The following is a 22,105-nucleotide window of genomic DNA, read 5'->3' as shown; positions in this document are numbered from 1 at the left end:
GCACACACGTTTGTGTGTGTTCGTCGGTTCTCGCCCGTGGCGGTCCCCCTCGACCGGCACGGGTGCATTCAGTGGCGAGTCGTCGTCACTGAGTGATGTACACCATGTGATCTACACCATAAGAGACACTGGACGAGGACCTTCCGGTTGCATTGATGCCCCTTTGTCATCCGTTCATGAGCGCTTTCATGAGCGGGAGCCCAAGTTCCCCAACCCTGGCCAAACCGGCCCATGGCTCCCCAAGTGGCATGTATCCGCAGTCTCTTACGGCCCAGGGTTCTATGGTGTTCATCTTGATCGCAAGATGGGAAACGAGCTGTTTACCGGTCATACCCGGTGATTGGGGCATCGGTGGAGGATCCGTGTTGATTGCCCGGGGTGACGTGCACATGCGGAGAGGCCCCTCGCTGATGCGAGGGGCCTCTCCGTGTGGTGCGCCGCCAGGGACTCGAACCCCGGACCCGCTGATTAAGAGTCAGCTGCTCTAACCAACTGAGCTAGCGGCGCGTGCGAGAAAAGTTTACCGGAGGCTGGTGGGTGCTCATGACCACCGGGCCAGGTGCGCGCCCGGGAGGGGCCTGCGCGCCCCACCCCCGTGGGCACCGCGTTACATCATTCGGACCGTCAACATGCGGCACCCCACGACCGTTGAGAAACTGACAACCGTGCAGAAGCGAGGAATTCTCCGACCGGCGCCTGAGGGGAATCGCATGGAGACTCCGGCATTCGAGGAATTCGCTCCCGAGAGCGACTGCGACTGCCCCGGCTGTGCCCACTGGCGCCGGGTCACGCCCTACTCGTCCCGGCATCTCCATCCCGGTCCCTTCGGGCACCCGGCGGGGCGCGTGGCCCTGGCCGCGGTCACCGCCGCGGGCGCCGCCCTCGCCGTAGGCCACGCCGTACCGGCGGTCGCGGCGACCCACGGCCCTGCCCGGCCGGGACCCGTTCCCGCAGATGACGGGCCCGGCACCCCCCAGGGAGGCAAGGCGCCGCTGCACGGTCCTGCCGGTCGGTCGACGGAGGGCGAGAAGCTGTCACCGGCGACGAAGACGCCGCCCATCACCCGCGCGGAGATCATCAGGCGGGCCAGGACCTGGATCGCCGCCGAGGTGCCGTACAGCATGACCTCGTACTGGTGGGACGGCTATCGCCAGGACTGCTCGGGGTTCGTGTCCATGGCCTGGAATCTGCCCGGAAACGAATGGACGGGCAGCCTCGGTAATTTTGCCGAGCGGATTTCCAAGGAGTGGCTCCAGCCCGGCGACATTCTGCTGTTCCACAATCCGGACGACCCGCAGAAGGGCTCACACGTCGTCATTTTCGGCGGCTGGACCGACTACACGCACACCGGCTACATCGCGTACGAGGCCACCCCTCCGTACGCCCGCAGGCAGGCCACCCCGTACGCGTACTGGAACAACTCGAGCCGCTATGAGGCGTACCGCTACAAGGGGCTCGTCGGGGAGGGCGCGGGCGCACCGGACGGCGACGGCACCGGCACCCCGGCGTCGTGGGACGGCACCGCCGGTTCCTCGGGCTCCGAGGGGCCGCAGGGCGCCCGTTACCCGGGTGCCGCCTACTTCGGGCCCGGCGCGAACAACCGGTACGTCACCCTGCTGGGGCAGCTGCTGGTGGAGCGCGGCGGGGCCCGCTTCTACGCAAACGGGCCGGGGCCGCGCTGGTCCGACGCGGACCGCAGGGCCACCCACGCCTTCCAGCGGGCGCAGGGCTGGTCGGGCCGGGACGCGGACGGTTACCCGGGGCCGCTGACCTGGACCTATCTGGTCACGGGCAAGGGCAGGGACATCGCGCCCCCCGCCGGGTATCCGGGCCCGCCGGGCATGGCCGACCGGCTCGCCGCTCCCCCTGGTCCTCAGGAGGTCCCCGCCTACCCCGGCCGTGCGATGTTCCGCCCCGGCGCCGACAACGCCCATGTCGTCCGGCTCGGACAACAACTGCTCAAGAAGGGGTTCGGCAAGCACTACACCTCGGGCCCGGGCTCCCGCTGGGGCGAGGAGGACCGACGCAACGTGGAGGCGTTCCAGCGCGCCCAGGGCTGGCGGGGCAACGCGGCGGACGGCTCCCCGGGCCCGGAGACCTGGCGCCGCCTGTTCTCCTGACGCGGGCACCGACCCGATCGCCGTACCCCAGGCACCCCTCACCACGGCTCTTCCTGCGCGGAGGCATGGAGGCACGTATGAGTACGACGTCACAACCGCAGCCCTCTTCACAACCACAACCCCCCTCACAACCCCAGCAACACCCGCAGCCCGACCAGGACGCCCGACCACAGCCGCACGACCCCGAGATCAACTGGCGCCCCCCGCGCCTCATCCAGAACGAGGTGACCACGGAGATCCCCGTGCACCTGCTGTTCCGCGACGACCCGGTCCCGGTCGCCCTCCCGCTGGCCCCCGCCGTCGTGGGCCGGAGGCGCGGCACGGGCGAGCAGCCGCGCGTCCGGCAGGGCGTACTGGGCGTGCCCGGCGGCCCGGCGGCAGTGAAGGTGCGGCCGGTGGTCGAGATCGACCCCGGGCTGGCCGAGCGACCGGCGCGGGTGCTGCCCGGGGCGGCCGGTGTGCTGGCCGGGGCGTGCGGAGTGGCCGGCTGTGTTCTCACCTCGTGGTGGGCCGGAGCGCTGCCGGTCGTGGCAGAGGCGCTCGGGCTGCCGGCGCACGCCGGTGTGGGACTCGGAGCGACGCAGTGGGCCGCGTACGCCGGAGCGGGCGCCCTCGGACTGTTCGGGTTCGGCGGGCTGGCGCGGGGGCGGACCGGGCGGGCGTGGGTGCTGGGGCTGTTCGGGCGGTACCGGGGGACCGTGCGCCGCACGGGGCTCATGTGGGTGAACCCCCTGTTCCTGCGCCGCCGGGTCGACGTACGGCTGCGGCACTGGCGCAGCGAGCCGATGCCGGCCGTCGACGCCAACGGGGTCGCGCTGCGGGTCGTCGTCCTCGTCGCCTGGCGGGTGAAGGACACCGCGCGGGCCCTGCTCGGGGTCGAGGACCACGAGGAGTATCTGCGGGAGTGCGTGGAGGCCGCGCTGTCCCGGGTGATCTCGCAGCTGCCGGCCGATGTGCCGCCGGGCGCGCTGGTCCGGGACGTGACCCTGCGCAACACGGACGCGGTCGGCGAGGCGCTGACCCGGCTGGTGGCGGCGGAGGCGGCGCCGGTCGGTCTGGAGGTGTTCTCCACCCAGCCGACCCGGATCGACTACGCGCCGGAGGTGGCCGCGGTGATGCAGCGCCGCCGGATCGCGGCGCTCGACGCCCAGCACCGTGACACCGTGCTCACCTCGGTCGTCGACTCCGTCGAGGACACGGTGACCAGGCTGACCATGCGCGGCCTGGTCGAACTCGACGACTACGAGCGCAAGGCCCTGGTGAAGGACCTGACCGTGGCGTTCTACACGGGGCGGCGCGAAGCGTCACCGTGAACCGCCCTCCCGGAACAGCTTCCCTGGAGCAGCCCCCTGGAGCAGCCCTCTGATTGGTATGGACATGTCTTTGATATGGACACGGTCAACTGCCGCTCATAATCTGTGACTTGGTCTAGACCTGGAAACACCCCCACGTCCTCCAGGGAGCGGCAGCATGCGTAAAAAGACCAAGTGGTACGCGGCCGGCATCGGCCTCGCCACCACCGGCGCCCTCGTGCTCTCCAGTGGCGGCGCCACCGGCCACGGCTACACCGACCTCCCCGTCAGCAGGCAGAAGCTCTGCCAGAACGGCACCGTCACCAACTGCGGCGACATCCAGTGGGAGCCGCAGAGCGTCGAGGGCCCCAAGGGCTTCCCGTCGACCGGACCCGCCGACGGCCGACTCTGCTCGGGCGGCAACAGCAGGTTCGGCCGGCTCGACGCGGCCACCGCGCCGGGCGGCGGCGCCTGGCCCACCACCAGGGTGACGGGTGGCCAGAACTACACGTTCCGCTGGCAGTTCACGGCCATGCACGCCACCACCGACTTCAAGTACTACGTCACCAAGGCGGGCTGGAACCAGAACCACGCCCTGGCCCGCTCCGACCTCAACCTCACCCCGTTCTTCACCGTCCCCTACAACGGCCAGCGCCCACCCTCCACGCTCTCCCACACCGGACGCCTCCCGTCCGGGCTGAGCGGCCGCCACGTGATCCTCGCGGTATGGACGATCGCGGACACCGGCAACGCGTTCTACGCCTGCTCGGATGTCTCGTTCTGATCGCCCGAGGGTAGGTCCCGCGTACGTCACACGGGTTCCCCGGGAGACTCCGGCACCTGTCGTGACGTACGTGGGCTCCACGGTCCGATTTCTGAGCTTCCCTTGAGCTGAGCATGGCATCGGCCCGGGTAGAGTCCCCACGCGCCCCGACCAGGGCGCTTACCGGACTCGGGGGAGCACCCATGGACTTGATGTTCTACGCACTTCCTGGCGCGATCGCGATCGCGATCCTCTTCGCCGCCGCGCATGTGGTCCGTGGCTCGCTGCGGCTCAGGAGTGCCTGGAACAGCGGGCAGACTGCCGAGGGGCGCTGCCTGCGGACGTTCACCACGACCAGGGGCGGTGGCGAGACGCGGGTGTACACGGTCCGGCACCATGTCTTCGAGTTCACGGCGCAGGACGGCCGTCCCGTCCGTTTCGAGGAGGAGGGCTGTCCGGCGACGATCCTCGAGGGCGACTTCGTCACCGTGTACTACAAGGACGGCCAGGAGGCGGACGCGACGGCCAAGGCGCCGAGCCCGGTGGGGAACGCCACGAGCACGGTGGGGCAGCTGGCCTTCCTCGGGCTCGTCCTCGTCTTCTGTGTCGGCTTCATGATCACGTACCACCAGATGTCCACGGACACCACGTTCCAGATGCCGTAGCCCTCCATATTTGACGCTCAGTCAGCTACCTTGCGCCCCATGGACTCCAGGGGGCGTACCGTCGCCGAGCTGGTCGCCGCCCGTCGGCACGACCACCGGCCCGGGCTGTGGTTCGAGGACCGAGTGCTGACCCATCACGAGGTCGCAGGCGGGGCCGCCGCCCGCGCGGCGCTGCTTGCCGACCTGCTGCCGCCGGGCACCACGCCCCACCTCGGCGTCCTGCTCGACAACACGCCCGAATACCCCCTGTGGCTGAGCGCGGCCGCCCTCGCGGGTGCCGCGGTCGCCGGGATCAACCCCACCCGCCGGGGCCCGGAGCTGGCCCGTGACATCCTGCACACCGAGTGCCGGGTCCTGGTCACGGAACGGACCCACCTCCCGCTCCTCGACGGCCTCGAACTGCCCGGCATACGACTGCTGGTGACCGACACCCCGGCGTACGACGACCTCCTCGCCCCTTACGTGGGCGCCGAGCCCGACCCCACCCGGGCCACCCCCTCCCACCACCTCCTCCTCTATTTCACCTCCGGTTCCACCGGCGCCCCCAAGGCCGCGATCTGCACCCAGGGGCGGCTCGCGGCGGCCGGGCGGGCGCTGATGGACCGTTTCGGGGTGGGGCGCGAGGACGTGCACTACATCTGTATGCCGATGTTCCACGGCAACGCGGTGATCGCCGACTGGGCGCCCGCCCTGGCCGCCGGCGCCGGGACAGCCCTGCGCCGCCGCTTCTCCGCCACCCGCTTCCTGGACGACGTACGGGCGTACCGGGCCACGTACTTCACCTACGTCGGACGTGCCGTGCAGTACGTCCTGGCCACCGAGCCCCGCCCCGACGACCGTGACAACCCGCTGCGCATGGGCTTCGGCACGGAGGCCGGGGCCGTGGACGCGGCGGCGTTCGAGCAGCGGTTCGGGGTGCGGCTGGTGGAGGGGTACGGCTCGTCGGAGGGTGGGGCGGCGATCCAGTGGGCGCCCGGGACCCCGCCGGGCGCGATCGGCCGGGCGGCACCCGGCGACGACCTCGCGGTGCTCGACCCCCGGACGCGGGCCGAGTGCCCACCGGCCGTGTTCGCCCCCGACGGCCGCCTACTCAACGGCACCGAGGCGATAGGGGAGTTGGTGAACCGGGGACCCAACCCCTTCGAGGGCTACTGGCGCAACCCGGCCGCCGACGCGGCCCGCCGCCACGACGGCTGGTACTGGACCGGCGACCTCTTCTACCGCGACACCGACGGCTTCCTCTACTTCGCGGGCCGCACCGACGACCGACTGCGCGTCGACAGCGAGAACCTCGCCGCCGCCGTCGTCGAGAACATCCTCGCCCGCTACGGGCCCGCCGAGGCCGTGGCGGTGTACGCGGTGCCGGACCCGGTGGCCGGCGACCAGGTGATGGCGACGATCGCCGGTACCGCCTTCGATCCTCTGGACTTCGCCGCGTTCCTGTCCGCCCAGCCAGACTTGGGCACGAAGATGGCCCCCAGGTTCATCCGGCTCGTACGGCACATGCCCGTCACCGCCACCAGCAAGATCCAGCGAGCCGCCCTCCGGCGCGAGGGCTTCCGCTGCGCCGACCCGGTGTGGTGGCGACCGCCGGGCGAGACCACGTATCGCAGGCTCACCGAGCCGGACCTCGCGGGCCTGATCGCGCAGTACCTGGCCCGGGGCCGGGAGGAACTGCTAACCGGTTAAAGCGGTTACCAGTAGGGCTGACCATACCCCCGGGACGCCCCCTGAGCGGATGGCCGTCGCTCGCCGCCCCCGCCTACCGTGAGCGCATGATCCGAACGGTCGTACGTGACGTGCCGCGCTCGGTGGCGTATCTGCTGAGCGGTGTGCTGGTCGGCGCGCCCCTGATGGCGGCGCTCCTGGTGATGGGCACCCTCGGCCTCGCGCTGACCCCGGTCCTCGTGGGCCTGCCGCTGCTCGCCCTGGTCGCCCTCTCCGGCGTACCCGTCGGCGCCCTGGAACGACTGCGGCTCCGCCTCCTGGGCTCGGGGACCCCCACAGCCCCGCACACCACCCCGGCCGAACCCGGCCTCGCCGCCTGGGCCCGGCTGCGGCTGACCGAACGGGCGACCTGGCGGGAACTGGCGTACACCTTCCTGCTCGGCTTCCTGCTCTGGCCGCTCGATGTGCTCGTGCTGGTCGGGGCGTTGGGCGTGCCCGGGGCGCTGATGGGGGCGCCGCTGCAGCTGTCGGTCTCCGGCGGCGACACGAAGATCGCCAAGCTCTGGCTGATCGACACCTACGGCCAGGCCCTGCTGTGCACGGCCACCGGCACCGTCCTCCTCCTCGCCCTGCTGTGGCCGCTCGCCCTCTACGCTCGGGCCCGCGCTGCCCTTGCCCGGCTGCTGCTCGCCCCGAACGAGGCCGAGGACAGGCGGCGGCTCGCCGAGGTGACCAGGTCGCGGGCCCGGCTGGTGGCCGCCTTCGAGGCGGAGCGGCGCCGTATCGAACGCGATCTGCACGACGGGGCCCAGCAGCGGCTGGTCTCCCTGAGCATGACGCTGGGCCTGCTACGGCTGGACGCCCCGCCCGAACTGGCGGACCGTCTCGCGTCCGCCCATCGCGAGGCCGACCAGGTACTGGTCGAGTTGCGGGAGTTGATCCACGGCATCCACCCCCAGGTCCTCGCCGACTACGGCCTCACGGACGCCCTCGCCGACGCGGCCGACCGTTCCGCCGTACCGGTGGAGGTCGATGTGGACCTTCCGCGCTTCCCGGAATCCGTGGAGTCCGCCGCGTACTTCGCGGTCCGCGAGGCCCTCGCCAACATCGGCAGGCACAGCGGGGCCGAGCGGGCGTGGCTCGGCGGCCGGTACGAGGACGGGCGGCTGCGGGTTCAGGTGCGGGACGACGGGCTGGGCGGCGCCGACCCGTCCGCCGGGACGGGCCTCACCGGTCTCGCCGACCGGCTCGCCGTGCTCGATGGCACACTGTCCGTCCACAGCCCGGCCGGCGGCCCGACCGTCCTGTCCCTGGAGATCCCGTGCCCCACGCGCTGAAGATCGTGCTCGCCGAGGACAGCGTGCTGCTGCGGGAGGGGCTCGTCGGGGTGCTGGCCCGGTTCGGGCACGAGGTGGTCGCGGCGGTCGGGGACGCGGAGGCCCTCAAGTCGGCGGTGGAGTCGTACGGCCCCGATCTCGTCGTCACCGACGTACGCATGCCGCCCGGCCTGACCGACGAGGGGCTGCGCGCCGCCCTCGACCTGCGTGCCGCGAACCCGGCGCTGCCCGTGCTCGTCCTCAGTCAGTACGTCCAACGGGCCTACGCCGCCGAGCTGTTGGACACCGGCGACGGCGCCGGCGTCGGCTACCTCCTCAAGGACCGCATCGGTCAGGTCGAACAGTTCGCGGAGGCGGTGGAACGGGTCGCGGCCGGCGGCACGGTCGTGGACCCCGAGGTCGTACGACAGCTGCTGCGGCGCCGACGCGATCCGCTGGCGGCGCTCACCCCGCGCGAGCGGGAGGTGCTCGGACTGGTGGCGGAGGGCAGGTCGAACGGGTCGATCGCCCGCGAACTGGTCGTCACCGAGGCCGCCGTCGGCAAACACATCGGCAACATCCTGGGAAAGCTCGACCTGCCACCGGCCCAGGAGTCACATCGACGGGTACTGGCGGTGCTGGCCTACCTGAGGGCATAAGCAGAAGGCCCCTCGCCGAAGCGAGGGGCCTTCTTTCTGTGCGCCGCCAGGGACTCGAACCCCGGACCCGCTGATTAAGAGTCAGCTGCTCTAACCAACTGAGCTAGCGGCGCAGACTCTGTCGCTTTTCGCTTTCGCGGCTGGCGACAGAGAAAATACTACCTGGTCCGGAGGCGTGCCTTCGACCACCTAAACGTGATGTGGATCTCCGGACGGGCTCGGGCCTAGATCGCCAAGGAGAGCAGTACCGGCGCCGCTCCCCGGTTCAGCGTGTCCGCGGCCTCACGGAGCCTGTGCGCGTGTTCGAGCGGGAGGGAAAGGGCGAGGCAGCCCACGGAGGCGCCGGCCGTGATGGGGACGGCCGCGCAGACCGTGCCCGCCGCGTACTCCTGGAGGTCGAGCACCGGAACCGTCGGCGACTGGGCGTCGAGTTTGCTCAGCAGGACCCTCTCGTTGGTGATCGTACGGGCCGTGAGCCGGGCGGGCCGGTGGCGCGAGAGGTGATCGCGGCGGCCGTTCAGGTCGAGCTGGCCCAGCAGGCCCTTGCCGAAGGCGGTGGCGTGGGCGGAGGAGCGGAAGTCGACCCATTCGTGGACGGCCGGGGTCGCCGGGCTGTCGGCGCAGCCGGTGACATGGATCTCGCCGTCCACATAGCGGGTGATGTACACGGCGGCGCCCAGCGAGTCCCGCAGCCGGTCGAGCGTCCGCTGGAGCTGCTCGCGCAGGGCCTGGTCACGGCCGTGCGAGGAACCCAGACGGGTGAGGGCGGCTCCGGTGACGTAGGCGCCGTCGGCGGTCTGTTCGACGTATCCCTCCCGGCGCAGCATGCGCAGGAGCGCGGTCAACCGCTCGCTGCCGACGCCGGTCCGGCGGGCGATCTCGGCGTCGGTGACGCCACCTGCGTGCCGCGCCACCGTCTCCAGGACGCGCAGGGCGTCCTGGGCCGAGTGGTACGGCGCGGTCGGCTCGTGCTTGAGCGCCACGGTTTCCCCCTGCGCTTCTCGGGCCGTTTTTCGGACAGCTTGCCGTGTCCCACGATACGGGCCAAGAGGCGTAGGGGGAGGGGTTGTTCGCGAGAAAAACCGGACAGCTTCGAGCCCCTCAGCAGGTGGACCAGCACTCTGGCATATGCCAAAGGCATGAATTGGCGGGTGGACCTGGGGCGTTCCGGCCCGCCCGGGAGTATTCCTCCGTGTTAGGGCGACCACTTGGCGTAGTCGAACGCTCAGAGAACCGCGCCGAGGAATTCGCGGGTGCGTTCGTGCTCCGGCTCGCCGAAGATCTTCTCGGGGCTGCCCGACTCGATGACCTGGCCAGAATCGAACATCAGAACCTGATCCGAGATGTCCCGGGCGAAGTTCATCTCATGGGTCACGCAGAGCATGGTGATGTCGGTGGTGCGGGCGATGTCCCTGAGCAGGTCGAGGACACCGGCGACCAGCTCGGGGTCGAGCGCGGAGGTCACCTCGTCGAGCAACAGCACCTGCGGCCGCATCGCCAGGGCCCGGGCTATCGCCACCCGCTGCTGCTGCCCGCCGGAGAGCTGGGTCGGGTAGGCGTCGCACTTGTCGGCCAGTCCGACCAGGTCGAGCAGTTCGCGGGCGCGCGCCTCGGCCTCGTCCTTGCCGAGGCCGAGCACGGTGACCGGGGCCTCGGTGAGGTTGCGCAGCACGCTCATGTTCGGGAAGAGGTTGAACTGCTGGAAGACCATCCCGATGTTCCTGCGGACCTCACGGACCTGCTTCTCGTCGGCCGGGAAGAGCTTCTGCCCGCCGACCGTGATCGTGCCCTCGTCGGGCTTCGTCAGGGTCATCAGCAGCCGCAGGATCGTGGTCTTGCCGGACCCGGAGGGGCCGATGAGGGTGACGTGCCGACCCGTGTCGACCGAGAAGTCGAGGCCGTCGAGGACCGTCTGCTCGCCGAACCGCTTCGTCACGTTCTCGAAGCGGATCAGCTCGGTACGGTCCAGGGGACGGCCGGCGGGTTCTTTGATGAGAGAGGTGTCAGCGGACAAGACGTCGCTCCAGGGTTCGCAGAAGAAGGGAGGCCAGATAGGAGACGAGGACGAAGGCCACGCCGATGACCGTGAGCGGCTCGGTGAACCGGAAGGTCTGCTGGCCGAAGAGGCGGGCCTCGCCGAGCATCTCCAGGACCGTGATCACCATCAGCATCGGTGTGTCCTTGAGCATCGCGATCACGTAGTTGCCGAGGGCCGGTACGACCCGGCGGACCGCCTGCGGCAGGATCACCACCCGCCAGGTCCTGACGACCGGCAGGTTCAGCGCGGTGGCCGCCTCCCACTGACCGGCGGGCACGGCCTCGATACCGGCCCGGTAGACCTGCATCGTGTACGTCGAGTAGTGCAGCCCGAGGGCGAGTACACCGGTGGTCAGCGCGTCGAAGGCCAGCCCCCACTCGGGCAGCACATAGAAGAGGAAGAACAGCTGGACGAGCAGAGGCGTGTTCCGCACGAACTCGGTGACCGCCCCTACCGGCCAGCGCACCCAGCGGGACGGCGTGCGCATCAGCAGCGCCCACACCAGCCCGAGCACGAACGACACGACCGAGCCGAGGGCCAGCGCCTGGAGGGAGACCAGCAGGCCGTCCCGGAAGTGCGGCATGAAGTCGGAGACGGCGTTCCAGTCCCAGCTCATCACGCACCACCTCCGCCGCTCACGGCCCCTTCGGGCACGCGTACGGGCACCGTGGTCGCCCTCGACGGCACCTTGCCGACGCGGGCCTTCAGCCGGCGCTCCAGCCGCCGCATCCCCCGAGTGATCACGAACGCGATCGCAAAGTAGATGATCAGCACGTACGTGTAGATCTCCACGCTCTCCTGCAACGCCAGCCGGACCAGATGCGCGCTGAACGCCAGGTCACCCATGCCCATGACCGACACCAGGGCGGTGCCCTTGAGGAGTTCGACGAGCAGGTTGCAGAAGGACGGGATCATCTCCGGCACCGCCTGCGGCAGCAGGATCAGCCGCAGCCGCTGCCACGGGGTGAAGCTCAGCGCGATCCCGCCCTCGCGCTGCGCCGGATCCACCGCGTTGAGCGCCCCGCGCACGATCTCCGCGCCGTACGCCCCGTACGTCAGCCCGAGCGCCAGCGTGCCGGCCCACAGCGGCACCAGCTGCCAGCCGAAGGCGAGCGGCAGCACGAAGAACACCCAGAAGATCATGATCAGGGCCGAGGTCCCGCGGAACACCTCGGTGTAGAGCCCCGCGAGGAAGCGCACGACCCACAGCCGGTGGGTGCGCGCCACCCCGACGGCGAAGGAGACGGCGACGGCCAGCAAGGCGCCGAGGACGAGCAGTTGGAGGGTGGCCCAGACACCCCGCAGTACGAGTTCCCACAAGCCGGACGTCATGATCCGCACAACTCCTTCGCGGTCATGTCGGTCATCTCCGACCGGCTGAACCCGAAGGGCCGCAGCACACGGAACAGCTCCCCGCTCCGCTTCATCTTCCGCAGCTCGGCGTTGAAGGCGTCCCGCAGCCTTCTCTCGGTCCGCCGGAACGCGAACCCCCCGCCGTCCACATGCGGTTTCCCGTCGACGAGCGGCGCGAACGGCTTGGTCGCCTCCGCCTTGGCCGACTTCTTCACCACCTCCCGGACGGTCAGCGCCGTACCCGCGAACACATCGACCCGCCCCGCCTCGACGGCGTTCAGCCCGGCCACCTGGTCCTGCACGATGACGAGGTCGCCCTCGTCGTACCCCGCCTCGACGGCGTACGCGATCTCCGCGTACCCGGTCCCGGTGGCCAACCGGGCCTTGGCCCGCACGGCGTCGGCGTAGTCCCGTATCCCCTTGGGATTGCCCTTCTTCACGATGAACGCGTCGAGCATCTGATAATCCGGGTCGGCGAAGAGGACCTGCGCACAGCGCTCGGGGTTGATGTACATCCCGGCGGACACGACGTCGAACTGCTGGGAGTCCAGCCCCGGGATGAGCGATCCGAACTCGGTCGGCACGGGCTGGACGCGCGGGACGCCGAGCCGTTTGAAGATGACCTTGGCGAGTTCGGGCCCCTCGCCGGTCAGCTCGCCGTTCCGGTCGATGTACCCGAACGGAATCTCCCCCGCGATCCCGAGCCGCGCCACGCCCTGCGCCCTGAGTCTCTCCAGCAGATCACCCCCGCTCACGCCGGACGCGGTGGCCACGCGACTGCACCCACTGGCCCCGAGCAAACCGGCGGCGAGCACCGTGCGCCGCCCAACTGTTCCCTTTGGTGAAGTCATGGGCGCGCGGCTACCCGACACCATGCGATGTATTCACGCCAGGGGTCTGTTGTGAGGTTGGGCGCCCAAGCGGCCGGGGACGCAAAACACGGGGTGGCGCCCGGTTTTCAGGGGCGCGGGAAACTGCGCGAGCTACCACATCGAACCCGCACCCGCCACATCACCCGCGCCCCCGAGCCCTCCCGCGTCGGGGTCGAAGGGGCAGCGCCCCCGGAGGACGGGACGGGTAGGTGCGGCGGGGAGATAAGCCCCTCCCCCCACTCACCGCCCCGGCACATACCCCCGCCCCTTGTCCACCACGTTCGGCAACGCTCCCCCCGCCTCCCACACCCCGTACAACTCCACGAACTGCGCCGCGAGCTCATCCCGCCACCCCACCGTCCCCCCGCCCATGTGCGGCGAGACGATCAACCCGGGCACACCCCACAACGCATCGCCCACCCCCAACGGCTCGTCGACGAACCCATCGACCGCGGCCCCCGCGATCCACCGCTTCGACAACGCCTCCACCAGCGCCCCCTCCACAACCAGCGCCCCCCGCCCCACACTGACGAACCGCGCGGACGGCTGCATGACCCCGAACCGCCGGGCGTCGAACATGCCGTACGTCGCCTCCGTCAACGGCGCCGCCGCGACCACCCAGTCCGCACGCGCCATCAGCCGGTCGAGATCCTCGGGCCCGTGGACCCCGGGCCCCGCCACCCGCCCCACGACGGCGGTACGCAGTCCGAGCGCCCCGAGACTCCCGGCGATCGCATGCCCGACCGGCCCGGACCCCACCACGCACACCCGCCCGCCCGCCACCCGCAGCCCCTCCCGGGGCCACCACTCCCGCCGCCCCTGCGCCTCCCAGGTCCGAGGCAGATCCTTGGCCATGGCGAGGACGAGCGCGGCGACGTACTCGGCGACCGGCTGCTCGAAGACCCCGCGCGCGTTGGTCACCACCGTGTCGGACGCCGTCAGCTCGGGGCACAGCAGATGGTCCACGCCCACGCTCGCCGTGTGCACCCAACGCGGCCGGGGCCCCTCCCCGGGCCAGGCGTCCCGTACGGCGTGCGAGGCGAAGTCCCACACCAGCAGCACATCGGCGTACGGCAGCCGCTCCGCCAGCGTCGACGCGTCGGCATGCTCGACACGGGCCCGCCCGGTGAGCCGGCCGAGACGGGGGAGGGGCTCGGCGTCGAGAACGAGCAGCGTCGGTGGCATCGTTGCGGAAACCGCCCCTCGTACGCGTCGGGGATGTCGTCCGGGACATGGCCTGAGATGCGCCGATTGCCCACGCTCGCACCCGAACCCACCGTCGTCAACACGGAGTTGCGTACGTTCTGTGCCGCGTCACTCTCTCTGCGTGAGTCCGGCGGCGGTTCGCGCACGCCTCCGAGGCTTCCGGCCCACGTCCTGTCGGCCAACCAGGTGACCGATGGGGGCGGTACTGCGTCGGGTGGGTACCCGGGCGTCGGCCCGTATCAGGCTCTTGTGGACGGCCGGGGCTGTGGGCCGCCCGTACCGCCGTCCGTACCGCCGCCGGTACTGCCGGAAGAACAGGAAGGTTGCGCATGACCGCACTCGGATTCCTCTACCCGGGCCACTCGGCCGAGGACGACTATCCGCGCATCGAGCAGCTGCTGGGCAGCGACATCCGGGTCGACCTCGTGCACACGGAGCTCGGCGCGGACGCCCACCGCGTCGACGCCCTGGACGTGGCCGCCCTGCGCGAACTGGGCTCGCCCGAGCGCTTCGCGGCCGGCTGCGAGGCGTTGCGGCTGACCGGCGCGGAGGCCGTGGTGTGGGCGAGCGCCGGCGGCAGCTTCGTCCACGGTCACACCGGCGCCCGGAACCAGATCCGCGCCCTCGCCCAGGCCGCCGGCATGCCCGCCTCCTCCTCCGCCTTCGCCTTCGTGCACGCGGCCCGGGAGATCGGCGCGGACCGGGTGGCGGTGGCGTCGACTTACCCGGAGGAGGTGGCGCTTCTGTTCGCGGACTTCCTCGGCGAGGCAGGAGTCCCGGTGACCGCCGTACGCTCCGCACCACCCCCCACGGCGTCGACGGACCTGGCGACCTGGGGCACCGACGACATCCTCACACTCGCCCGCGCCGCCGACACCCCCGAGGCCGAGGCGATCCTCCTCCCCGACACGGCCCTCCACACGGCGGCCCACATCCCGACCCTGGAGAAGGAACTGTCCAAGCCGGTCCTCACCGCCAGCCAGGTCACGGTCTGGGAGGCGCTACGGCTGACGGACAGAAGGGTGAACGCCCCGACCCTGGGCGCGCTGTTCACAAGGGAGCCGCTGGTGCAGGTCTGACCAGGGGGTTCCAGGGGGTTCCAGGGGGGTTCCTCACCGCCATCGGATGAGCCCCGCGCCCCGTGCTTTTTCAGGGGCGCGGGGAACTGCGCGATCAACCCCGATGAACCGCAGCCGCCAACCCACCCGCACCCCGAGCCCGTCCCGCGGAATAAACCGGAGCCACCCTCCTGTTACCCCTGAGACGCACCCGGCACCCATCAGGAGGCACCCCCGTGGCCACAGACGAGATACGAGGCGAGGACGGAATCCGAGGCGAGACACAGGGCACCGCCCCCGTCCCCCTGTCCATCCTGGACCTGGTCACCGTGGGCTCCGGCCGCACCGCCACAGACGCCCTCCGTACCAGCGTCACCCTCTCCCGCCTGGCCGAGCGCCGCGGATTCCACCGCTACTGGGTCGCCGAGCACCACTCCATGCCGGGCGTGGCCTCCTCCTCCCCGGCCGTGATCCTGGCCCACCTCGCCGCCCACACCACCCGCATCCGCCTCGGCTCAGGCGGCGTGATGCTCCCCAACCACGCCCCCCTGGTCATCGCGGAGCAGTTCGGCACCCTCGAGGCCATGGCCCCGGGCCGCGTGGACCTGGGCCTCGGCCGCGCCCCCGGCACGGACGGCCCCACCGCCGCCGCCCTCCGCCGCACCCAGCGCCTCCACGAGGGTGCCGACGACTTCCCCGACCAGCTCGCGGAACTGACCCGTTTCCTGGACGACGACTTCCCCGACGCCCACCCCTACAGCCGTATCCACGCGGTCCCGGGCCCCATCCAGGCCACCTCGCCCGGCGGCGTCCAGTCCCGCCACCGCCCCCCGATCTGGCTGCTCGGCTCCTCCGGCTTCAGCGCCCGCCTCGCCGGAAGCCTCGGCCTCCCCTTCGCCTTCGCGCACCACTTCTCGGCCCGCAACACCATCCCGGCCCTCGACCTGTACCGCGAGTCGTTCCGCCCCTCCGCCGTCCTCGACGCCCCGTACGCGCTGATCGGCGTCTCGGCCCTCGCCGCGGACGACGAGAAGGAGGCCCGCCGCCAGATCATGGCCGCCGCCCTGAACATGGTCCGGCTGCGCACCGGCCGCCCGGGACTCGTCCCGACCCCGGAGGAGGCGGAGGCGTACGAGTTCAGCGTGGTCGAGCGGGACTTCATCGACTCCTGGAACGCCGACGTCATCCACGGCACCGTCGACGAGGTCCGCACCCGCCTCGACGATCTGCAGAAGCGCACGGGCGCCGACGAGTTGATGCTCACCACCCACGCCCACAGCCCGGACCTGCGCCTGCGCTCGTACGAACTGATCGCGGACGCCTACGACTTGCCCGACAGCGGTGGTGTTCAGGCCTGAGGGCAGGCCGCGGCCCCCAGCATCTCCGCGATCCGCTCCGGCGACACCGCGCGGGAGTACAGCCACCCCTGCCCGGTGTCGCATCCGAGCCGCCGCAGCCGGGAGGCCTGCGTGTCGGTCTCCACGCCCTCGGCGGTGACGCTCAGCCCGAGCCGGTGGGCGAGCTGGACGAGCGCCTCGACGATGATCTCGTCGGCGGCGTTCGGCTGCCCGTCGTCACCGGCGCCCTCCGCCGAGTCCTCGTACTGGAACCCCCGTACGAACGCCCCGTCCAGCTTCAGCACCGACACCGGCAGCCGGCTCAGATACGCCAGGTTCGAGTACCCCGTGCCGAAGTCGTCGATGGCGATGCGTACGCCCATGTCGCTGAGGGCCCTCAGCGCCTGCAGCGGCCGGCCGGCCGAGCCCATGAGTGCGGACTCGGTGAGTTCCAGCTGGAGCAGGTGCGGGGCGAGGCCCGTCTCCGCGAGGATCTCCGCGACGTCCGCGACCAGGTCGGAGTCCCAGACCTGGCGCACGGCCACGTTCACGCTGACGAAGATCGGCGCCCGGTCGGGATGGTCGATCTGCCAGCGCCGCGCCTGACGGCAGGCGGTGGCGAGGATCCACCGGCCGAGCTGGACGATCGAGCCGTCCTCCTCGGCCAGTGAGATGAACCGATTCGGCGCCAGGAGGCCGAACTGCGGATGATGCCAGCGGACCAGCGCCTCGACCCCGCGCACCTCGCCGTTCACCATGCGGACGAGCGGCTGGTAGTCCAGCTTGAACTCGCCCCGCCCGATGGCCGACCGCAGCGTGGAGGACAGCGCCTGACGGGTCATCCGGTGGGCGTTGCGCTCCGGGTCGAACAGCGTCCAGCGGGCCTTGCCGTCGGCCTTCGCCCAGTACAGCGTGGTGTCGGCGGCCTGCATCAGTCCGGTGGCCGTCGTGCTCGCCGACTGCCGCTCCACCACTCCGATCGAGGCGGAGAGGGTGAGCCGCTGCCCGGCCAGGTCGAACGGCGCCTGCAAGGCCCCCAGCACGGACTCGGCCAGATCGGCGAGCTGCTCGGTGCCGGTGGAGTCCTCGACCAGCAGCGCGAACTCGTCACCGCCGAGCCGCGCCACCAGCGGCGCCCCGGCCGCCGCGCCACCGGCCGTACGGCAGTGGCCCGCCTCGTCGGCGCACCGGGTGAGCCGCTCGGCGACGGCCGCGAGCAGCCGGTCGCCGACCCGGTGCCCGAGTGTGTCGTTGACCGCCTTGAACCCGTCGAGGTCCAGATAGACGAGCCCGATCCGGCCCGTCCCCGACTCCTCGTACGCGTCCCGCTCCAGCGCCGCCGCGAGCCGCTCGAAGAAGAGGGCGCGGTTGGGCAGCCGGGTCACCGGGTCGTGCATCTGCAAGTGGTGGAGCCTGGCCTGAAGTTGCCGCTGGCCGCTGATGTCGGTGACCGAAACCAGCACCGCCCGCTCCTCCTCGGGCAGCGGCGCCACCGAGACCTGGACCCACAGCGAGGTCCCGTCGGGATGTTTCAGCCGACGCGTACAGCGCAGCCGGGCCTGCCGGCCACGCAGCACCTCGCGGTACGCGTGCCAGGTGCGGTTGTCCGACGCGAGGTCCACCAGCTCGGCGGCGACCCGCCCCACCAGCGCCTCGGCTCCGCTCGCGCCCCCGGCGCCGAGCAGCGTGCCCATCGCCGCGTTGGCGCTGACGACCAGCCCCTCCCGGTCCACGACGGCCATGGCCAGCGGCGCGGCGGCGAAGGCGGCCGGACTTCGGGTGTCATCGGAGGAGGACAGTACCGGCACACGAACCGACACATCCATGTCACGCTCTGTAGTGTTCGGCCGGACGAGGTCTGCCGCGGGCGCCGGCCCTTGGGACGTTCCGCTCACCGTTCGCTCCCGCAGTGCACTCGTTCTTACGGATCTCATCTGTCTCGTCGGAGCGGCCGAACGAAGTATGTACGGCCGCTCAAGCCGTGTCCGTGCAGGAAAGTGTGCCGATCATAGAGGCTGGTCTCAGACCCTTCTAGCCACTCTCCAGTCTCCCTGAACAACGACCTGTTCCGACAGATCGTTTCTGCCCCGAGCTGGACGGCTTCCCTCCATCGCCGATCGCTTGTGACGTTCCGTGAGTGTCCGGGGTGTCGCCGTCCGGGTGTCCTCTGATCTCCCCCCACTCTTCTGGCGTAGGCAAACAGGGCAAAGTAATACAAGTTCACACAGTCTGGACGCGGTGTCTCCATGATCCCCAAGACCCGTATCCGGAGGTCTCCGTGCCGCGTCCGCTCCCCTGGAAGGGGCTCCTCGGTGACCGGGCGGCGCCCTCTCTGCGCAGCACAGCGGCCATGTTCACCTCCCTGACCGCCCTCGCCGCGACCTCCCTGATCGCGGCCCCCTCGGTCGCCGTACCCCTGTCCGCGGCGTGCGCGCTGAAGCGGACCGACGCCCACCATTCGGAGGGCGTCGACACCTGGAACGCGGCCTATCCGCGCCCCACGCGCACGCTCGACGCCGTGCTGGTGTTCCTTTCTTTCCCGGACGCGAGCCCGCTCACCACTCCGGCCGAGCTGACCGCCGATCACTTTCCGGCCACCAGTCGTTTTTTCGACCGCGCCTCGTACGGAAAGTTCGCGCTCCGTCCGCATCCCCGCACGGGCTGGCTGCGGATGCCGCGGCCGTCCACGGCGTACGCGATAAAGCGCGACTGGAACGGGGCGGACCGAGCCGCCTACCTCCGGGACGCGCTCGCGACGGCGGACCCCCATGTCGACTTCTCCCGTTTCGACATCGTGTACTTCGTCGCCGACCCGCACGCGCCGGGTGTCGACTCGGACGCCACGAAGGTGGTGAACCTCGACACCCCGCTGCGGGTCGACGGCACGGACCTGCGCCGGATCGTCACCGTGTTCGAGCGACACCCCCCGGACCGCCTCGTCCTCGCCCATGAGACGGGCCACGTCTTCGACCTCCCCGACCTCTACAACCGCCCCGTCGACGGCAAGGGCGACTGGGACACCCATGTGGGCGACTGGGACCTCATGGGCAGCCAGTTCGGCCTGGCCCCGGACCTGTTCGCCTGGCACAAGTGGAAGCTGGGGTGGCTGGAGGGGCGACAGGTGGCGTGTGTACGGGGGGCGGGGAGCACGCGGTTGACGTTGGAGGCGGTGGGGGTGGGGCCGGCGGCAGCGGGGTCGGATTCCGGGGCAGGGTCAGGGCCGGGGTCAGGGCCGGTGGTGGCCGGGGCGGGGGAGGCGTCTGTTGTGGGGGTTGCGGGGATGGGGGGCGGATCGGGGATGGGGGGCGGGTCGAGGTTGGAGGGTGGGCCGGGGATGGAGGGTGGCCCGGGAGAAGGACGGGGCCCGGGAGAAGGACGGGGCCCGGGAGAAGGACGGGGCCCGGGAGAAGGAGGGGGCTCGGACCTGGAAAGGGCTCCGGTCTTGGAAGAGGTTCCGGGCCTGGAAAAGCCCGCTGGGCTGGAAAGCGGCGCGGAGGCGGTAAGCGGAGCGGAGGCGGTAAGCGGAGCGGGGATGCAGAGCGGCCCGAGGCTTGCGAGCGGAGCGGGGTTGGCGAGCGGATCGGGGTTGGCAAGTGGTCCCGGGGTGGAAAGTGGCCCGGGGTCGGCAAGCGGGCCCGGGCTGGCAAGCGGCGCGAGGCTGGAAAGGGGCCTGGGACTGGAAAGGGGCCCGGGTCTGGAGGAGGGCGCGGCGTCTGTGTGGGCCCCCGGCTCGGAGTGGGGCACGGCCGACACCGGGGCCGGGGCCGGGGCCGGGGCCTGGGCGGCGGCCGGGGCGCAGACCTTCGGCGCCGGGAGCGGTACGAAACTGGCGGTCGTCCGCACCGGGCGGGACACCGTCCTCGCCGTCGAGGCGCGGGGCGCGGTCGGCAACGACAGGTCCGTCTGCACGGAGGGCGTCCTCGTCTACCGGATCCGCGGCGGCGCCGAGTCCGGTGACGGCCCCATCGAGGTCCTCGACGCCCACCCGAACACCGAGGCCTGCTGGGAGGAGTCGGTCTACCCGCCCCTCGCGGACGCGCCGGTCGCGGTCGGCGAGAGCTTCACGGTGCCGGGCGAGGGCGTACGGGTGACGGTCGAGGGTCGTACGGGATCGGGTGCGTGGACCGTGAAGATCACGACGGGCGCGTAGACGCGGACAAGCGAGAAGCCCCTCGCTTCCGCGAGGGGCTTCCCGTGTCGTGCGCCGCCAGGGACTCGAACCCCGGACCCGCTGATTAAGAGTCAGCTGCTCTAACCAACTGAGCTAGCGGCGCCTGCTGACGTCGTAGACCTTAGCACCCTGATCGGCGGGAGGAAAAATCGATATCCGCACGGTCGCGGACGCCCTCTCGCGGGCCGCCCGGACGGCCGCCCAGAGCAGAACCTCGGGCCCCGGAAGCCAGGGCCGACGGGTGTCGGGGGCGACGAGCCAGCGGGAGTCGAGCCGCGCGAAGGGCTCCGGCGGGCCGCCGGGGGTGTCGTCGACGCCGCTCGTGTCGCTCACGGCCGGGACGGTGACCGCGTCGCCGACGCCGTGACAGAGCAGCGGGGGAACGGCGCCGGCGCGGCCCGGTGCGCCCCACTCCTCCCACGCCAGCAGTGTGGGGAGGCGCTGGGCGGTGCCGGGGGCGGCGAAGAGCAGCATTCGCCCGCGGTACACGGCCACGGGCCCCGACCCGGGGCCCTCGTCCCAGAGGTGATCGAGCATCCGCCGCCCGAAGATCCCGGGAACGCTCACGACATCGAACACGGCTCCGCAAGGCAGCACGACCGGCGCCGTCGGCTGCTCCTCCCATAAGGCCCTGGTACTCCGCGGATACGTTCCTGCCGAGGCCAGCCAGGCGGCCCCCTCCGGGGTGAGCCGGTCGTGCGGACAGGTACTCGGATGACTTCCACCGCTGCTCATGCACCTAGATCTACAGTCCGTGAGCACCCGATTCCCATGGGTTGCGAGAATTTGGGACACCAGGGAGGCAAGTGGGGTATCTTGCCGCCCGGCATATGCCATCCGCACGCGCGAGACAGTGAAACGGGCGCCCAGCAGCTCGGGCCGCCGTCCTCTTCGTCCTAGCCGCAGGCATTCGTGCCGCTCGTGCCGCTCGTGCGGCACGGGTGGGTACGGCGGCACCCCATGAGCGCCGGGCCGCCCGACCCACCCCCCGGCCGGCACCAGCCGCCGGGTCACTCGAAGCTGAGGCTCGCTTCCGCCCCGCCCCGCTCAGCCCCGGCGCCGGGCGCCCAGCAGCCAAAAAGACCAACGTCGCAGCCAGAAGACCAACGTCGCAGCCAGAAGCCCAACGTCGCAGCCAAAAGACCGGCGCTCCAGCCAAAGGACCGGCGTCTCAGCCAAAGACCGCCGCCGGAGCCAAAAGACCGGCGTCGGCCCAACTACAGCTCAGGCCCACTGCCCTCCCGCCCCCGCAGAAGATCCCGACCGAACTCGACCATCTTCTTCGCGTAGTCCTCGGTCCACTCCGCGCGCTCGCCGATGTCCGCCGCGGTCAACCGATCGAACCGCCGAGGATCGGCCAACTGCGCCGCGGCCATCGCCTGGAACTCCACCGCACGGTCCGCCGCCGCCCGAAACGCCTGCGTCAACTCCGTCGCCCGGGCCAGCAGCGCCCGAGGGTCGTCTATCGACTCCAGATCGAAGAAGTGCTCGGGATCGGCGGCCACCTCCGTGGGCTCGAAGAGCAGGGGCGCGGGGCGTAGCCGCGGTTCGTTCCGACGCGGCGTGTGCTCCGCCATGTCTTCTCCT

Annotated in this window: 19 protein-coding genes and 3 tRNA genes; 10 read left to right on the top strand and 12 right to left on the bottom strand. The window is 71.1% G+C overall.

The features are described 5' to 3' along the window. Positions 1-430: 430 nt before the first annotated feature. Positions 431-507, bottom strand: a tRNA-Lys gene (locus SGFS_RS23320). 203 nt (positions 508-710) lie between these two features. On the opposite strand from SGFS_RS23320, the gene SGFS_RS23315 reads away from it, so the two are divergent. From SGFS_RS23315 to SGFS_RS23285, 7 genes are all read left to right on the top strand, one after another. After that, complete coding sequence (locus tag SGFS_RS23315; RefSeq protein WP_286253052.1) at positions 711-2,120, top strand: peptidoglycan-binding protein; 1,410 nt, start codon at positions 711-713, stop codon at positions 2,118-2,120. 77 nt (positions 2,121-2,197) lie between these two features. Beyond that, the gene (locus SGFS_RS23310) at positions 2,198-3,433 is read left to right on the top strand and encodes an SPFH domain-containing protein (RefSeq protein ID WP_286253051.1); all 1,236 of its coding nucleotides are present in this window, start codon (positions 2,198-2,200) and stop codon (positions 3,431-3,433) included. A gap of 157 nt (positions 3,434-3,590) precedes the next feature. Continuing rightward, positions 3,591-4,196 carry a lytic polysaccharide monooxygenase auxiliary activity family 9 protein gene (locus SGFS_RS23305; protein ID WP_286253049.1) on the top strand — a complete coding sequence of 202 codons (606 nt, stop codon included), beginning with the start codon at positions 3,591-3,593 and terminating at the stop codon, positions 4,194-4,196. 182 nt (positions 4,197-4,378) lie between these two features. Then, on the top strand, positions 4,379-4,840 hold the full coding sequence (locus tag SGFS_RS23300; protein ID WP_286253047.1) for a DUF3592 domain-containing protein: 462 nt from the start codon (positions 4,379-4,381) through the stop codon (positions 4,838-4,840). 39 nt (positions 4,841-4,879) lie between these two features. Then, entirely contained in the window at positions 4,880-6,529 is a 1,650-nt protein-coding gene (locus SGFS_RS23295) for an AMP-binding protein (RefSeq protein ID WP_286253046.1), read from the top strand. Between the two features lie 86 nt (positions 6,530-6,615). Beyond that, complete coding sequence (locus SGFS_RS23290) at positions 6,616-7,845, top strand: sensor histidine kinase (protein WP_286253043.1); 1,230 nt, start codon at positions 6,616-6,618, stop codon at positions 7,843-7,845. Beyond that, the gene (locus SGFS_RS23285) at positions 7,830-8,483 is read left to right on the top strand and encodes a response regulator (protein ID WP_286253041.1); all 654 of its coding nucleotides are present in this window, start codon (positions 7,830-7,832) and stop codon (positions 8,481-8,483) included. Before SGFS_RS23290 ends, SGFS_RS23285 begins: the two co-directional genes overlap by 16 nt. A gap of 39 nt (positions 8,484-8,522) precedes the next feature. Here the strand turns inward: SGFS_RS23285 and SGFS_RS23280 are convergent. The 7 genes from SGFS_RS23280 to SGFS_RS23250 form a co-directional block, all read right to left on the bottom strand. Continuing rightward, positions 8,523-8,596 (bottom strand) — tRNA-Lys (locus SGFS_RS23280). Positions 8,597-8,707: 111 nt separating this feature from the next. After that, a complete protein-coding gene (locus SGFS_RS23275; RefSeq protein WP_286253039.1) occupies positions 8,708-9,466 on the bottom strand; it encodes an IclR family transcriptional regulator in 759 nt (252 codons plus the stop codon). A 242-nt stretch (positions 9,467-9,708) separates the two neighbouring features. Then, positions 9,709-10,497, bottom strand: a complete 789-nt coding sequence (gene ehuA, locus SGFS_RS23270) for an ectoine/hydroxyectoine ABC transporter ATP-binding protein EhuA (protein WP_286253037.1) — start codon at positions 10,495-10,497, stop codon at positions 9,709-9,711. Beyond that, complete coding sequence (gene ehuD, locus SGFS_RS23265; protein ID WP_286253035.1) at positions 10,487-11,137, bottom strand: ectoine/hydroxyectoine ABC transporter permease subunit EhuD; 651 nt, start codon at positions 11,135-11,137, stop codon at positions 10,487-10,489. Before ehuD ends, ehuA begins: the two co-directional genes overlap by 11 nt. Continuing rightward, a complete protein-coding gene (gene ehuC / locus SGFS_RS23260) occupies positions 11,137-11,853 on the bottom strand; it encodes an ectoine/hydroxyectoine ABC transporter permease subunit EhuC (protein ID WP_286253033.1) in 717 nt (238 codons plus the stop codon). The genes ehuD and ehuC overlap by 1 nt, the downstream gene beginning before the upstream one ends. Continuing rightward, positions 11,850-12,749 (bottom strand): ectoine/hydroxyectoine ABC transporter substrate-binding protein EhuB, encoded by a 900-nt coding sequence (ehuB, locus tag SGFS_RS23255; protein ID WP_434027905.1) that lies wholly within the window; start codon positions 12,747-12,749, stop codon positions 11,850-11,852. Before ehuB ends, ehuC begins: the two co-directional genes overlap by 4 nt. 237 nt (positions 12,750-12,986) lie before the next feature. Continuing rightward, positions 12,987-13,931 carry a D-2-hydroxyacid dehydrogenase gene (locus SGFS_RS23250; RefSeq protein WP_286253031.1) on the bottom strand — a complete coding sequence of 315 codons (945 nt, stop codon included), beginning with the start codon at positions 13,929-13,931 and terminating at the stop codon, positions 12,987-12,989. 350 nt (positions 13,932-14,281) lie between these two features. Between SGFS_RS23250 and SGFS_RS23245 the strand changes: the two genes are divergently transcribed. Both SGFS_RS23245 and SGFS_RS23240 read left to right on the top strand, forming a co-directional pair. Next, complete coding sequence (locus SGFS_RS23245; RefSeq protein ID WP_286253028.1) at positions 14,282-15,031, top strand: maleate cis-trans isomerase family protein; 750 nt, start codon at positions 14,282-14,284, stop codon at positions 15,029-15,031. A gap of 215 nt (positions 15,032-15,246) precedes the next feature. Beyond that, positions 15,247-16,368: an LLM class flavin-dependent oxidoreductase gene (locus tag SGFS_RS23240; protein ID WP_286253026.1), complete on the top strand. Its 1,122-nt coding sequence runs from the start codon at positions 15,247-15,249 to the stop codon at positions 16,366-16,368. On the opposite strand, the gene SGFS_RS23235 is transcribed toward SGFS_RS23240, so the two are convergent. Then, on the bottom strand, positions 16,359-18,242 hold the full coding sequence (locus SGFS_RS23235; protein WP_286253025.1) for a putative bifunctional diguanylate cyclase/phosphodiesterase: 1,884 nt from the start codon (positions 18,240-18,242) through the stop codon (positions 16,359-16,361). The two genes, SGFS_RS23240 and SGFS_RS23235, sit on opposite strands and share 10 nt — an antisense overlap. A 383-nt stretch (positions 18,243-18,625) precedes the next feature. Between SGFS_RS23235 and SGFS_RS23230 the strand changes: the two genes are divergently transcribed. Beyond that, positions 18,626-20,497: a M6 family metalloprotease domain-containing protein gene (locus tag SGFS_RS23230; RefSeq protein ID WP_286253024.1), complete on the top strand. Its 1,872-nt coding sequence runs from the start codon at positions 18,626-18,628 to the stop codon at positions 20,495-20,497. A gap of 50 nt (positions 20,498-20,547) precedes the next feature. Here the strand turns inward: SGFS_RS23230 and SGFS_RS23225 are convergent. The 3 genes from SGFS_RS23225 to SGFS_RS23215 all read right to left on the bottom strand — a co-directional run bounded on the left by SGFS_RS23225 (position 20,548) and on the right by SGFS_RS23215 (position 22,095). Further along, positions 20,548-20,621 (bottom strand) — tRNA-Lys (locus SGFS_RS23225). Further along, complete coding sequence (locus SGFS_RS23220) at positions 20,612-21,253, bottom strand: bifunctional DNA primase/polymerase (protein WP_286253023.1); 642 nt, start codon at positions 21,251-21,253, stop codon at positions 20,612-20,614. The genes SGFS_RS23225 and SGFS_RS23220 overlap by 10 nt, the downstream gene beginning before the upstream one ends. A 482-nt stretch (positions 21,254-21,735) precedes the next feature. After that, positions 21,736-22,095: a hypothetical protein gene (locus SGFS_RS23215; RefSeq protein ID WP_286253021.1), complete on the bottom strand. Its 360-nt coding sequence runs from the start codon at positions 22,093-22,095 to the stop codon at positions 21,736-21,738. Positions 22,096-22,105: the final 10 nt, after the last annotated feature.

Source organism: Streptomyces graminofaciens (assembly GCF_030294945.1).
Classification (GTDB): domain Bacteria; phylum Actinomycetota; class Actinomycetes; order Streptomycetales; family Streptomycetaceae; genus Streptomyces; species Streptomyces graminofaciens.
This window is presented reverse-complemented; position numbering and strand designations above follow the sequence as displayed.